Origin of the sequence: Aquimarina sp. I32.4, assembly GCF_002924285.1 — a bacterium.
Taxonomy (GTDB): Bacteria; Bacteroidota; Bacteroidia; order Flavobacteriales; family Flavobacteriaceae; genus Aquimarina.
Genome location: NZ_PGUB01000098.1, coordinates 1 through 15,451, shown reverse-complemented (window position 1 = coordinate 15,451; position 15,451 = coordinate 1). Strand labels below are relative to the sequence as shown.

Genomic DNA, 15,451 nt, shown 5'->3' with positions numbered 1-15,451 from the left:
AATTTCAAGTCAAGAGTTTACTCATGTTGCTACACCAGAGGAAAATGCACATGTAGAAGCTTATCATGGAATACTTAAAAAAGAAGTCTTTCAACGATTTGAGTATAGAACATTTGGAGAGATTCAACAAATACTAAAAAGATATGTGGTTTTCTATAACAACGTAAGGCATCATGGACTATTGGGAAGAATAACTCCTATGGAAAAATGGAACAAAGACAAACACTTAATTTTAATGAAAAATAGAGTAGCATAATTAATAATCCAAATTTAAAAGATTACTCTTGTTTTATAGGGGTCAAAACATGCGATACCATTTGTATTAAAAGCTTGAAACAAATACTCATCATGTGCTGAACAAAAAATTATTGGACAATCAAAAGTTACCGAGTCAAAGATATCAAACGACAAACCATCTAATAATTGAATGTCTGACAGTAAGAAATCGTAGGTATTGGTTTCTAGAAACGTTTTTCCATCTATTACAGAACGAGCCCAATCATGAATAATTTCATTATCAAAATATGCTTCCAAATATGATATCAATTTTTGATATGCTGGGATTTCATCTTCTAAAATCAGTATTTTCATAGCCTTAGGATTCATCACTTAATTTAATAATAGGTATCGCTACCTCAAACAATGATGTAGTATTAGTAATATGTATCTTTGTATCTGATAATAATTTGTAGCGTGCTCTTAAATTTTCTAACCCTGTACCAAATGATTCTTCTTCTGAGTATCCTGTATACTTATCATTGCTTACCGTTAACCATTTCTCTTCAACCCTGACAACAACATTTATAATAGTATCATGAACTGCTTTATTATGTTTTACTACATTTTCTAATAATGTTTGTATTGCTCCAGTAGGGATAAACTTATCATCAAGAGATACTTTCTTCTCTATGCTAAAATTATAATCTTTCCCAAATCTGGTCTGCATTAAATAAATATAATTTTCTGCCAAATTAATTTCTTCAGAAAGCTCCATCACCTCAGCATCTTTGGTTAGAATCAAATATCGATATATCAAAGATAATCGATTGATATATTCTTTGGCTTTTATGGTATCTCTATCAATCAATGCATCAAGAGTATTGAGATTATTGAATAAAAAATGTGGATCTATTTGTGATCTCAGCAACTTTAGTTCATTTTCTTTTTGTTGTTTTTGAACCTTAAAAAAATGCACTTGATTTTCATAAAACTTTTTAGTCAATAATACCCCAAAAATAAGCCCCGAATCACTAGAAGCATTAGAAATACTGATCAAAATTAGATTATACCATCTAGGAAACTTACTCCAATCATTATCTCCAGACCAAAAGCCTACTATATATTCAATACTTCCAAAAAAACAGAGTGCTACAACTGCAAAGACTATGAATTGCACATATTTAAGTTTTTTTATTAAATAATTGGGTATTAACCAATACATAAAGAGTAAAACAACGCAAAAAGATGTAATAGTAGCTGTTGGGATATCTACAAAATATTCTATTAAACTATGATCTCTTTTATAATAGTCTATACAATTCATCAACGCTGATATTACATAAAAAGCCACTATTAGTATGCAATCAGTCCTATTAAGTTTTGTATTCATATAAAATCTTATTTCTCAATTTATATATTTCTTTTCTAACAATACTCTTTTAACTATTGGTTAATTATCATCATCTATCCTTTCCTGTTCTTCTTTAGATACATTACTTCTCTTTTTATTTTTACCAAATTTGGAACCAAAGCTATAATGTAATTGCATATATATATTTTGTCGAGCCCAATCATTCTCAATAGTTGCATTTACATTATCATAAGTAACAGCTCCTAGGAATTTCCTGTTCAAAACTTCTTCAAACTCTAGACTCACTTTTAATTGGTTATTCATAAATTTCTTACTTATTGCCAGATCAATACCTGCCATCCACTCATGCTCTATTTGCCCTTCTAATCCTCCCGTTGTATAATATCCAGATATTTCTGAATTAATTCCCCAAGGCAACTTATATTCTGCACTGGTATACCAAGTCAAACTCCATTGTGATAAATCCAATGCAGGAGTTAATTTTTTTGAGGTGTATTCATTATAATTTACAATAAGCCCAGAAAACCCGTCTAACCCTTTTATAAAATCCAATGGTGCAAAAATACTGGCACCAAAACTTTTATTTTCGGCAAGATTGAGCACTGAACGAGAAGTTTCTGCTGATGTATCGTTTTGAGTGATAATTTCAAATAATGCATCTGTTGTTTCTTTATAATTTACACTAAAAAATGGCTGATTCTCGTAAGTAAGATTAAATCTAAAGCTATTTGTAAATGCAGGTTTCAGATTAGGGTTCCCTTCTTCAAAAGTATAGGGATCATAATAGTATACAAAAGAATTTAATGAGTTATATGATGGTCGTTGTATTCTATAGCTATAGGCAATTGATGCTCCTAATTCTTGGGTTATTTCTCTACCAATACTCAGACTTGGAAATAGTTTAGAAATTGTTCTTGTTCTCGTTTCATTCTGGGTTACTGATATTCCTTTGGTATCACTTTCTTCCCAACGCAAACCTCCAGAAAATGACCATTTATCAAGTTTAGCATTCAATTTTGAGTAGATTGCCAAAATATCTTCATCTATCAAAAATCGATTTGTCTGATCATCATTATTTACAAAAACCCTTTGATCATTGTGAGTAAATGATTGTAGATCACTATCTGAATCTACTTTTGAGTATTTTGCTCCTGCACTCCAATTAAAATTATCATTTTCTGTGCGCTTATAATCCCCCTTATATGTAAAAATTTTATAAGCTGCCTCTTGAAAATAACGCTGACTACGATACGCTATTGGGCTTTCTCCTACTTTGAATAGATTATTTTGGTTATTATACTCATAATCGATATAATTGAAATCTAAGCTTATTTTATTTTTTTGATCATTATATTCATAATACGGACTCACTGTAAAAGTGCTTCTATCTCTATCAAAACTATTATCTGTAAACAGACTGGTTGCAGTACTGCCATCAAGAATAGTAGTTGTGTTGGCTGTTACACGATCCGATTGTGAGTCAATCCTATTTACACTTACTCCCAATGTGTGTTGATTCGTAAGATAATAATCAATCCCTCCTCGTACACTAAATGTTTCTGGATCATAGGGGGAAATAGATGTTTGGTCATAGGTTTGATCCAAAACCGTACGAGAGATTATTAAATCTTCTCTCCATGATGATTTTGTATATCCTGCACTGGCCTGCCAATTCAGTTTATTCTTATAACTAGCAATTGATGCACTAGTACCATACATAACATCTTCTACATATCCCACCGTACTCTTTATACTGCCATGCGTTCCTAATTTGGTATTCTTTTTTAAGATCACATTAATAATAGGCCCAGATCCCTCGGCATCATATTCTGCTCCTGGTTGTTGGATTAGCTCTACACTTGCGATATTATCTGCTGGCATTTCCCTTAATAATGCAGCCATATCTATAAAATCTGTGGTTTTGCCATTAATTAGTATACGAATATTCTTTTGCCCTCCATAATTCAGTTTTCCATTAGTAACAATTACACCAGGAATCTTTTTCATTACATCTTGTAGATTGGTATTTATCATTTCTGATTTTTCGATATCTACAATCAGTTTTTCTGCAGTTTGTCTAATAATCGGTTTTTTATAAGTAAGAACAACCTCATCTAGTTGTTCTGAGTCTAATGAGAAGTCAAATGATAAATTCATTGTACTTTTATCACACTTAAAGACCTTAGAAACCTTCGTTTTATATCCTATCATAGAAACCTCAATACGATATTGTCCAGTTTCTACATTCTCAAAAAGATAAATCCCATCTTCATTGGTAGCAACAGCAAAAATTGCTGTATTTGTTTTATCTGCGTATAAAATAGCATTGGCAAAAACCAAAGAAGCATTATTATTGTCTACTATTTTCCCTGTAATACGGTGTTGCCCATAATTGTAAGTAATTCCTAATAGCACTAGGGAAAGAAAAATTATTTTTTTGAGTTCCATCTTTACTTTATTTGTTTCACTTTAATTATAGAAACAAAACTATAATGGGTCTTTTATTTTATAAAGTAGATTCTGTCGAAATAGGATTAAAAAAAGATGAAACGGGTTTTTTTGACGATAGAATTATGTCTCAAAAAACTAAAGAAACTGAATACGTAATATATACTCTCTTCAGCTAATTTACTCAGGCAATCGATTTTTCATTTTCAACAACTCTTGTTCTATAAGCAAGATTTTGTCTTCTACATCATCTCCAAAATCAGGTATTCTTCTAAAAAAAACATATCGTACTCTCCACATTTCTTTGATATCAGAGAGTGTATATTTTTCATCTTCTATATTTTTGTGATCAGCTCTTAGGATAACATTTCCTTTTGCTACATAAAGTCTTCTAAAAATTAGTTTCTCCTCTACTACTACAAAAACCAATGTTCCATTATTTAACTTTTTTATTACCGTAGAAGGCACTTTTTCTCCAACAACAATATCCTTGGGATAAAACCCTTTATCATGTGAAGTCATTTCGAGATTACTCACGGTATATCCTCTAAATTCTTTAGTAACATTCAAAGGTAATTGCAAAGTAGGCAACTCTTTTACAAACCCTTCCTTATCATATAAAGCAATATAATCATGAGCTGTATTTTCTGTTATACAAGGAATACTGGCAAATTTCTCTCTTTTCAGATCCTCGGCATAGGTAGTAAGATCTCCTTTGAACTTCAAAAGTTGATTTACTGTCAATTCACTTGTTAGCAAATCATCAATTGCAATGCTAAAATAATTAGCTACTTTAATTAGTGTTTCTATTTTCGGTTCACTCCTGCCCTCTTCATATGCCCCTAGAGTCCCTCTTTTTAAATCAAATAGCTCAGCAAAGCTTTGTTGACTTAAACCTTTTACACTTCTGATTTTCTTTATATTTTTTCCAAAAAAAGACATTTTTGCTAATTTTATTTGCAATCATAAAAAATAATTGTACTTTTACACTAACAATATTAGCTAATACTTTTTAAAAATGCTAATTTTAGTAGAAATACTTTTTACACACCGCCCCCTATCATAATAAAAAAAGAGAATTACTAAAATTTTTAGCAACTCAATCTTGTTATTAACTTTAAAATCATCATTACTATGATAGTCATTGTGTATTACCTTGTTAATTTAACTATAAACTATATAGAAAATCTATACTGCTTTTTGTAATATTGATATACCCCAAATAACATTAAAATAATTACTAATTATCATCAAAAAAATAAACCATCAAATGCAAGATTATTTTCAACTAGTAAAAGATTATTTACTAAGACTCAACTATAATATCACTCATGAAAATATAACCGAAGGCATTATTATGATTAGCAAAGAAAATGAAGGAATCAAAAACATGATTCTGGGTGTTGCGTCTCCTATTCTAATTATGGAACAACATATTTTCAATATTAAAAATAAGAACGAAGTTATTTACAGAAATTTACTTCAGAAAAATCGAGACATTGTACATGGGGCCTTTGTTTTGGATGAATCTGGCGAGAAAGTAATCTTTAGAGATACATTAAGGATAGAAAACCTGGATCTTAATGAATTGGAAGGTTCATTAAACTCTCTAGGCTTACTACTAAGTGAATATTCTGACCAAATTATAAATTATTCAAAATACTAAAATACTATGAACTTTTTTAAACGATTATTTAAAATAGGAGAAGCTGAAGCAAATTCTGCTATTGATAAAATGGAGGATCCCATCAAGATGACAGAGCAAGGAATACGGGATATGAAAACTGATTTAGAAAAAAGCCTTGAAGCATTGGCGCAAGTAAAAGCATTGGCAATAAGAGCCAAAAATGATACAGAAGAATTTGCTCTAAAAGCAGAAGATTACCAACAAAAAGCAATGCTTATTCTAAAAAAAGCTCAAAATGGAGATCTGGACACAGCAGAAGCAGATCGATTAGCCAAAGAAGCTCTCATAAAAAAAGAAGAAACACTACAACATAGTAATCGTAGCAAAGGTGAATCTGAAAAATTTGATACCTCTCTTGATCAATTAGAAAAAAATGTGCAAACGATTAAACAGAATATTAGTAAGTGGGAAAATGAACTCAAAACATTAAAAGCACGAGTAAAAGTATCTACAGCTACAAAAAATGTAAATAAACAAATGGCAGAAATAGATAGTTCTAGTACTGTCTCTATGCTAGAACGAATGAAAGACAAGGTCAACCAAGAAGAAGCATTGGCAGATGCTTATGGAGACATTGCAAACACTTCAAAATCTATTGACGAAGAAATTGATACTGCTGTAGACACTACAAAAACAAATGCAGAACTTGATTTGGCTAAACTAAAAGAGCAACTAGGTATTGACTCCTCAAAAAAAGAGTAATATAAAAAATATCTCATCCAATGGTAATAAACATTAGACTAATGACATTAATACTCAAGATGGCAGCAAGAAATGACTAAAAATCTATTCTATGCCTATCAAAATACCTTAATGATTATATAAAAACAAAACCCCATAAAACAATGTAATAATCATGAATAGGTATCACTATATACAGTGACCATATAGCGGGTAATATTATCTATTTTTGACATATTAGGATTATGATAAAACTCGTATAAAAGTTTCTAATTAATACTAAAAAAAATGAACCCTTGAAAGAATTATTTGACATAGCAATCTCAATAGTCAATCTACCATTGACTGTTCTCTTTGGATTACTGATCTTATACTGGTTTTTGACCACACTTACAGGATTGGATTTAGATTTTTTTGATGCAGATATAGATATCGATACAGACATAGATACAGATATAGATGCAGGTTTTGATGCCAGAGGAAATCTGGATATTCCCGAGATATCCAATACAGAAGTAAAAAAAGAAGATATAATTCGTCGCCGAGGAAAATTGAATTTTTTTCAAGTATTCTTGATTTATTTTAATTTTGTAGGGCTTCCATTCATGTTTACTTTTTCTTTCTTTGTATTATTTTGGTGGGCAATTACAATGGCAGGAACCTCTATAACACATAGCTATAATAATGATTTTGGATTTGTATTTTTCTTTGGAGGAATCATCCCTGCATTATTTCTGACCAAGATTTTCACAATTCCTTTCAAAAGATTCTTCACCAATTTCAATAATAAAGGAGAGGATGCACTAGAATTATTAGGCAGACAAGGAATTTTACAAAGTCCTATTTCTGGAGAAAAAGTAACAACACTAGAGATAAAAATTCAATCTGATCCTATCAAAGTAATGGTAAAATCTAAAAACGGAATAGAAATTCCTGCCAATACCCCTGTAGAGATCATAAATCAAGTAAAAAATAAACAACTTTATATCATTCAACCTTTAAATTAATATTTATGAGCAACCTTGCAAATATTGCCATCATAGTGGTGGTAGCCTTAGTACTTCTCATCGTACTATACTTTATAATAATCGCTATATTCTACAGAAAAATTCCGCAAGGAGAATCTCTGGTTCGTACTGGTTTTGGGGGCACATCTGTAGCTTTTGACAAAGGATTATATGTAATCCCTGTATTGCACAAAATTGAAATCATGGATATTTCTATTAAAAAAATAGAAATCGAACGAACAGGTGTCAATGGGTTAATTTGTAAAGATAATATCAGAGCAGATATCAAAGTAGCTTTCTTTGTACGTGTAAATAAATCTGTTGAAGATATTATTAATGTTGCTCAAACTATTGGTTGTAACCGCGCATCAGAAATAGACACACTACGTAGTCTTTTTGATGCTAAATTCTCTGAAGCATTAAAAACAGTTGGGAAAAAATTCGAATTTGTTGAATTATATGAAGCCAGAAGAGAATTTAGAGATGAAATCATAAATATTATAGGAACTGACCTTAATGGTTACATTCTGGATGACTGTGCTATTGATGATCTGGAACAAACGGCACTCAATGTCTTAAAACCCGACAATATCCTTGATTCTGAAGGAATCAAAAAAATAACAGAACTCACCGCAGCTCAAAATATCAAGTCTAACCTCATCAAACGTGACGAAGAAAAAGTAATTCGCAAACAAGATGTAGAAGCAAGAGAGGCAATTCTTGAATTAGACAAACAATTAGCCGAAAAAGAAGAACAACAAAGACGAGAAATCTCTAACATTAAATCTCGTGAAGAAGCCGAAATTTTAAAAGTTGCTGAAGAGGAACGCCTAAAATCTGAAACTGCTCGCATTGCTACAGAAGAAAAAGTAAAAGTAGCAGAAGAAAACATGGAACGCCAGATTATTGTAGCAGCCAAAAACAAGCAACGTACAGATGCTGTAGAAACAGAAAGAGTAGAAAAAGATAGAATGCTAGAAGCTACTGAACGTGAACGTATTGTAACATTAGCACAAATCGAAAAAGAAAAAGTAGTTGAAGTAGAGAAGAAAAATATTCAGGATGTGATTCGCGATCGAGTTACATTAGAAAAAGGGGTCGTTGAAGAGCAAGAAAACATGAAAGACATTGAAGCTTTTAAAACTGCTGATCGAGAGAAACAAGTAAAAATTACAATTGCAGAAGCCAATGCGCAAGAAGCTTTAATTACTACTATCAAGGCTGCAGAAGCTCAAAAAGAAGCTGCCAAGCAAAAAGCCGAAGAAATCAATATCGAAGCAAAAGCACAAAAAGAAGCTAGTGAAAAAGAAGCAGAGGCTCGTAAAACATTAGCAGAAGCACAGGCCAAAGAAGAAGCAACAATGGGGATGTCTGAAGCGCAAGTTATGCATGCAAAAGCAGATGCCAGAGAACGAGAAGGATTGGTTGAAGCGAACATTATAGAAAAGACAGCCAAAGCAGAAGCCGCAGGAACACTTGCCAAAGCAGAAGCAGTAAAAGAAGAAGGGGTTGCAGAAGCACATGTAATTAAAGAAAAAGCACTCGCAGAAGCAGAAGGTAACAAAGAAATTGCACTTGCAGAAGCTGTTGGAATCGAAGAAAAAGCCGAGGCCATGAAAAAATTAGATGGTGTAGGTAAAGAGCACGAAGAATTCAAACTACGTCTAGACAAAGAATTACAAGTAGACCTTGCACATATCAATATACAAAAAGAAATTGCTGATGCACAAGCAGAAGTAATCGGAGAAGCTCTTAAAGCCGCAAATATTGATATTGTAGGAGGAGAAACCATGTTCTTTGATCAAATTGTAGGTCAAATCACAAAAGCAAAAGGAATCGATAGGCTTGTAAAACATTCTGATAATATACAAGATGTAAAAGATGCAATATTAGGTAGTGATGACGTAAAAGGAAATCTATTGCAAAAAATTAAAGAATTTGCAACTCAATACGGAATCTCTTCAGAGGATATCAAAAACCTTACAATAGCCAATCTTTTACTAGAGTTAAAGCAAAAGACCACCGATCCATCAGAAAATAACATGTTTACAAACCTAATTAATCTTGCCAAAGGGTTAGGGTTATCTGATAAAAAACTGAAATAAAACAGTATTGATTTCTCTCCTTGACTCAAGGAGAGAAATCAATCTTATTTGCAAAGACACTCTTGTCTTTACTTATCAAAAAAGATACTATTTGTTTCTCATTCAAAAAAAGAAACTAGCTCATTAAATCACTCTGATTAAACACTAGAGTATCATCATATGCAAGAAGAAAACAACAATCAACATACTCAATTGGATGGGGGCACTTATGAGATCATCCAAAACCGTTTGCAAAAACATAAAGGAGAACTCCAAAATCGCCTTATACGACTTAATGACGCACGTAAAGATGTTTTTGGTAATGTAGAAACCAAGTTAATTGCAAATAACCGCATTAATACAGAACATAACTGTATAGCTCAAGATATTGTTACCATTGGTCAATATTGTCTTTTTGGATATAATGTTCATTTTGGGTTACGTACCGAGATTACACTTGCAGATGTATTTAGTATCTATACTTATACCGATAATCATTTTGTTGCAAAGCCTTTAGACTTAATCAATGATACTATCTTCATTGGTGAATTCACTAATCTCTATAAATATTATCGCAATACCGTATTTTCAAAATTTGCAATTGTTGGCAACTATTTGCATATGGTATTTCAGCTTAGTGATAGTATCTCAGATATCAAAACCTTTAAATGGTTGATTAATGAAGGACAACTTACCTATGTAGATAATCGCAGTGAGCATGAATTCAAGTTTCCTAAACAACATGAGTTTAATTGGACAGAAGTTACTCGGGATATGCACCGCTACGGTACACACCCTCATATCTCTATTCTTGATAAAGTTTTTGTTGAAACTGTAGGAGGTGATTTAACCATCAAAATAGAAGATAACACAGATGAAGGTAAAGGTATTCTTGATGAAGCTGTAGAGCACATAGATCAGACACTAGATGATGGACAATATCGCTTTGCAGACTTAGGAAATCTTATTGCGTTAGAAATCAAACCTTTTCAAGAAAACCCCCGTCATTTTGTATACAACCATAAAATACAGGAAGTCAAAAAAATTGACAGCATAAAAGATTCCTGTATATTGCTCCCTGATGATCAGGGAATCATATATCCCAACGGATATTATCTGCAATCTGGAGATTTTAAGCTATTTACCAATGAGGTATCCAATGTTAAGTTTCAGGAAAAAATAAGTTCTCCCAACGGAGAAGATTTCTTATATGTATTTTATCAAAGTAATAAGGGGTTATACACCCTTATGTCGTATAATATCATAGAACAAGAAATAAAAACACCTATTATCTGTAATGGATTTACAATTCTGGAACATGGCGAATTATGCTATTTCAGAACCGAAAATGAACAAACAAAACACCATGTAATACAAATTTGGCAAACCCCTTTTATAAAAGGAGATGTATTACCATCAAAACATACCGACACCCTTCTTTACAAAATTGGCAATAAAGACATAGTCAAAGCCATGGCAGAGTGTAATGCGCTGATCACTCTGCTTAGTAAAGAAGATAATTATGACGGATTATATGACGATCTCGCTAAATTTTCTAATGATATCATTGACAGTTATTATTGGATTAGAGAAGAAGAGACATATAGACTTGATACTCCTCTAGAAGAAATTAATGGCGCCGCCAATGCCGCGATTGATGAATTTGAAAAAGTAGTTCAATTACGTAAAACAGCTTCTACTATTACTAAAGAAATTGAGGATAAAGCAACACATATTTTTGGTAAAATAAAAAGTAGCTCTTTTCGTGCTATCGATGATTTTGTATCTGTTCTATCGCAATTACGCACCTTAAGAGGAGAAGTAATAGGACTTAATGATATTAGATATGTAGACAAGCAATTTATTGAAACCTTAGAAACAGAAATTGCAGAGCAATCAGAGAAAATATCACAACGATGTGTTCAGTTTTTATTAGATGATAAATCACTACTCCCCTATCATGATCGAGTAGATGAAAAACAAATCGAACTCGATAAAATCAACAAAGTAATCAATGCAAAAAAACTAGAAGAAGAGGTAACTCAAATTGCTACCGATCTAGAAATGTTGATCGACATTGTTTCCAACCTACAGATAGAAGACACCTCACATTCTACAAAAATTATCGATAATATCTCTCTGATTTTTGCAACCATCAATCAGCTTAAAGCAGGGATCAAAAACAAAATCAAGTCTCTAGGAAGCAAAGAAGCTAACGCAGAATTTGCTGCACAGATTAAACTTGTAGATCAAAGTATTATCAATTACCTTGATATTGCCAATACACCAGAAAAAACTGATGAGTTATTAAACAAAATATCTATTCAATTAGAAGATTTAGAAGGGCGATTTGCCGATTTTGAAGATTTTATCACACTCATTATAGAAAAACGAGAAGAAGTTTATAATGCTTTTGAAGCTCGCAAAAATAGCTTGATAGAAGCTAGAAACAAAAAGGCTGTTGCACTAGAAAATGCCGCAGAAAGAATCCTAAAAGGAGTCACAAAGAAAGCACTCAGCTTTGCGTCTGCACTAGATATCAACGGGTATTTTGCATCAGATTTAATGATCAATAAATTGAGGGATATCATATCTCAATTAAAAGAACTAGACGATGCTGGTAAAGCAGAAACTATTGAAACTGCCTTAAAAGTTGCCAAAGAAGACGCTACACGAAAACTAAAAGACAAACAAGATCTCTATGAAGATGGAGAAAACATTATCAAACTAGGTAAACACAAATTTGGTGTAAATAAACAACCACTAGATTTAACCATCATATACAAAAATAACGCGCTGGCATATCACCTTACAGGAACCGATTTTTATAAAGAGACCACCAATGAGGTTTTACTAAAATCAAAGAAATACTGGGATCAAGAGTTAATTTCAGAAAATCAATACATTTATCGAGCGAGCTACCTGGCTTATAAAATCTATACCACCTATAACCAAAACACAAATCAGACTGATAATCTTGTTGATGTATCACAATCTACAACAAAAATAACAAACCGAGATCTTACATCATTCAACGAAAAAGAGTTACTAGAACTCGTAAAATCTGAAAGCAGTAAAAATTATGCAGAGGGGTATATAAAGGGAGTTCATGATATTGATGCTTGCAAAATTCTTAAAGTATTAATCACCTTAGATCACGATTTGGGGTTACTACGATTCACACCAAACACCAGAGCTCTTGCACAATATTTCTGGTACAGTCAAAACCCCGATAAACAAACGTATTGGGACACTACAATTAAAGCTTCTGGACAAGTATTAGACGTTTTTCCTGATAGTGACGAGTATCACAAAGTAATCACCCATCTAGAATCAGAAATCCTTGATTCAGAACTACTCAAAAACCTGATTCAAGAAACCAACAACACAAAAGAGATCACGAATAATATTGCAACTTATCTGTTTAACGAACTACAAAACAATCACACCTTTTGTATTAGTCAAACTGCAAATGAACTTTCTGAAACTTTTATTGCTACACTCAAAAAGAAAAAAGTATTTGTCAAATTTAAAGACGCCCTTCAATTAGACAACAAAACGCGCACCAATGGAAACACTAATTGGAATGACAGAATAAATCTAGCCTTACAATGGGTTACTTCTTACATAAAAACGCATCATCCATCCCAGATTCAATACGCTCATGAAGTTGTCTCTATCTTACTATTTAAAGACGAATCCACCTCAGAAATCATCCATGTCAACCCTTCACAAGACATCGATGACCTAAAAGGAAGTCATAAAACCATTGATCAAGGTGTATTCGAGTTTAATTACCATAGTTTTATTTCGACACTAAAAGAATACACAAAAATAGAAGTCCCTGCTTTTAATGCTTATCGTGAAGCAAAACATAAAGTAACCGAGGAATTAAAAGAAGACCTTAAGTTAAGTGAATTCAAACCCAAAGTCCTCTCTTCGTTTGTAAGAAACAAATTAATTGACCAAGTATACCTTCCTTTATTTGGAGACAACCTATCCAAACAACTAGGTAGTGTGGGCGAGAATAAACGTACCGATAGAATGGGTATGTTGTTACTAATATCTCCTCCTGGGTATGGTAAAACTACACTTATGGAGTATATGGCAAACAGACTGGGATTAGTATTTATGAAAATTAATGGCCCTGCAATTGGTCATGAAGTTACCTCTGTTGATCCAATGTCTGCAAATAATGCTGCTACTAGAGAAGAGTTAAAAAAACTCAATCTGGCTTTCGAGATGGGAAACAATGTGATGTTATATCTTGATGATATCCAACACTGTAATCCAGAGTTTTTGCAAAAATTCATTTCATTGGCAGACGGAACCAGAAAAATAGAAGGAGTATATGATGGTAACCCAAAAACCTATGACCTACGTAGCAAAAGATTTTGCGTAATCATGGCTGGAAATCCATATACAGAAAGCGGTGATAAATTTCAGATCCCTGATATGTTAGCCAATCGTGCTGATATTTATAATCTGGGAGACATAATTGGTGATACTGCTGATCTTTTCAAATTAAGCCTCATCGAGAATGCACTGACCTCTAATCCCGTACTGCACCAATTAAGCAGTAAATATTTTGACGATATCTACCAGCTTATTGAGATTGTTGAAAAAGGTTCTCAAGAAGGCATTGAACTCAAAGGAAATCATACCAAACAAGAAATACAAGATTATGTTTCTGTACTCAAAAAAGTAGTCACAATAAGAGACACGGTGCTCAAAGTAAACGAAACCTATATAAAATCTGCCGCGATGGAGGATGCATATCGCACAGAACCTTCATTCAAACTACAAGGATCCTATAGAGATATGAGCAAGCTAGTCTCTAAGGTGGTTCCTATAATGAATGAGAAAGAATTACAAACACTTTTACTCTCTCATTATGAAAATGAATCTCAAACATTGACCAGCGCAGCCGAAGCCAACTTGCTCAAATATAAAGAAATGACTCAAATCATTACAAATGAAGAGCATACTCGTTGGGAAATTATCAAAGAAACTTTTATCAAGAATAATAAATTAAAAGGCTTTGGAGACAAAAACGAAATGGCACAAGTATTAGCCCAAATGATGCAATTTAGTGATCATCTAGCAGGAATACAGAAGGTCTTAAAAAAAGGATTAGAAAAGTGATGAATTCATTAACTCCATTCATTCATTAGAGCTTTGTTATAAAGTTTGAAAGTACAGTAAAAAAAAGGGGCTTAATTTTAGCATAGCATTACTATGGTTAAAGAAGTGGTTTAAATTTTTTTCAATTCGCTATAAAAACACTTCAATTGATCAAAAAATAACTATTTTTCGCCAGAATCAAAAAAGTTTAAATCAGAACTGGTATTAGATCGCTTTATAAAATCCCCCCATCATAAGGACAAGGATTATTTTATATCTTTTAACAATTCAGAAACGGTAATTCCATGAATTTCGGCGATTTTGAGCAAAGTATCTAATTTATAGTTTGTTCCTGCTTCCCAACGCCAAATACTTTTCATTTCAAAATTATGTTCAATCGCAAATTTCTTATAGCTGGAATACCCTGCTTTTATGCGTAATTCTTTGATACGTTTCCCTATAGCTTTATGTTGTTCTGTAAAATCTGTTTTGTCCATAAGGACAAATTTTTGCATTTCAAATACAAAAAAGGATGTCATGCATGACACCAAAATTATTTATTTTACTACCTTTGTTTTGAACAAGACCTAATTATAAAAAGTAACTCAATAAAAACACCTAAAAATATGTAATGAAAAATTTAGTTCCGCAACACTTATTAATCGTTAGGGTAATTAGTTCTTATAAATCTTTCAGGCGGCGTATTTGGCGTGCTTATGATGGAAATATTTTTTTACCTGCGGTTTGTCTGCCTGGATATTCTATGGATACTGACCCCCATTCTGGTCATATTGACCCCTCTGTAGCTTTTGGTCTTAAAAAGATATGT

Annotated in this window: 12 protein-coding genes; 7 read left to right on the top strand and 5 right to left on the bottom strand. The window is 32.5% G+C overall.

Annotated features, from left to right (window positions below):
- On the top strand, nucleotides 1–256 hold a 256-nt coding region (locus CVD18_RS17845), incomplete at its 5' end, for an integrase core domain-containing protein (protein WP_146052838.1).
- A gap of 14 nt (nucleotides 257–270) precedes the next feature.
- Here CVD18_RS17845 and CVD18_RS17840 read toward each other — a convergent pair.
- From CVD18_RS17840 to CVD18_RS17825, 4 genes are all read right to left on the bottom strand, one after another.
- Nucleotides 271–591 carry a LytTR family DNA-binding domain-containing protein gene (locus CVD18_RS17840; RefSeq protein WP_146052837.1) on the bottom strand — a complete coding sequence of 107 codons (321 nt, stop codon included), beginning with the start codon at nucleotides 589–591 and terminating at the stop codon, nucleotides 271–273.
- A 4-nt stretch (nucleotides 592–595) separates the two neighbouring features.
- On the bottom strand, nucleotides 596–1,543 hold the full coding sequence (locus CVD18_RS17835) for a sensor histidine kinase (RefSeq protein WP_233194580.1): 948 nt from the start codon (nucleotides 1,541–1,543) through the stop codon (nucleotides 596–598).
- 126 nt (nucleotides 1,544–1,669) lie between these two features.
- Nucleotides 1,670–4,039 carry an outer membrane beta-barrel protein gene (locus tag CVD18_RS17830; protein WP_103866799.1) on the bottom strand — a complete coding sequence of 790 codons (2,370 nt, stop codon included), beginning with the start codon at nucleotides 4,037–4,039 and terminating at the stop codon, nucleotides 1,670–1,672.
- Nucleotides 4,040–4,219: 180 nt separating this feature from the next.
- On the bottom strand, nucleotides 4,220–4,981 hold the full coding sequence (locus tag CVD18_RS17825) for a helix-turn-helix domain-containing protein (RefSeq protein ID WP_103866797.1): 762 nt from the start codon (nucleotides 4,979–4,981) through the stop codon (nucleotides 4,220–4,222).
- A 328-nt stretch (nucleotides 4,982–5,309) separates the two neighbouring features.
- Between CVD18_RS17825 and CVD18_RS17820 the strand changes: the two genes are divergently transcribed.
- The 5 genes from CVD18_RS17820 to CVD18_RS17800 all read left to right on the top strand — a co-directional run bounded on the left by CVD18_RS17820 (nucleotide 5,310) and on the right by CVD18_RS17800 (nucleotide 14,643).
- Nucleotides 5,310–5,705, top strand: a complete 396-nt coding sequence (locus tag CVD18_RS17820) for a molecular chaperone Tir (protein WP_103866795.1) — start codon at nucleotides 5,310–5,312, stop codon at nucleotides 5,703–5,705.
- A 6-nt stretch (nucleotides 5,706–5,711) separates the two neighbouring features.
- A complete protein-coding gene (locus CVD18_RS17815) occupies nucleotides 5,712–6,428 on the top strand; it encodes a PspA/IM30 family protein (protein ID WP_103866793.1) in 717 nt (238 codons plus the stop codon).
- A 275-nt stretch (nucleotides 6,429–6,703) separates the two neighbouring features.
- Nucleotides 6,704–7,414 carry a hypothetical protein gene (locus tag CVD18_RS17810; protein WP_103866791.1) on the top strand — a complete coding sequence of 237 codons (711 nt, stop codon included), beginning with the start codon at nucleotides 6,704–6,706 and terminating at the stop codon, nucleotides 7,412–7,414.
- Nucleotides 7,415–7,419: 5 nt separating this feature from the next.
- Nucleotides 7,420–9,519, top strand: a complete 2,100-nt coding sequence (locus CVD18_RS17805; protein WP_103866789.1) for a flotillin family protein — start codon at nucleotides 7,420–7,422, stop codon at nucleotides 9,517–9,519.
- A 159-nt stretch (nucleotides 9,520–9,678) separates the two neighbouring features.
- Entirely contained in the window at nucleotides 9,679–14,643 is a 4,965-nt protein-coding gene (locus tag CVD18_RS17800) for a DNA repair ATPase (protein ID WP_103866787.1), read from the top strand.
- 245 nt (nucleotides 14,644–14,888) lie between these two features.
- Here the strand turns inward: CVD18_RS17800 and CVD18_RS17795 are convergent, their stop codons facing one another.
- Complete coding sequence (locus CVD18_RS17795; protein WP_146052836.1) at nucleotides 14,889–15,119, bottom strand: helix-turn-helix domain-containing protein; 231 nt, start codon at nucleotides 15,117–15,119, stop codon at nucleotides 14,889–14,891.
- 134 nt (nucleotides 15,120–15,253) lie between these two features.
- On the opposite strand from CVD18_RS17795, the gene CVD18_RS17790 reads away from it, so the two are divergent.
- A partial coding sequence (locus CVD18_RS17790; RefSeq protein ID WP_146052835.1) for a hypothetical protein occupies nucleotides 15,254–15,451 on the top strand: 198 nt, incomplete at its 3' end.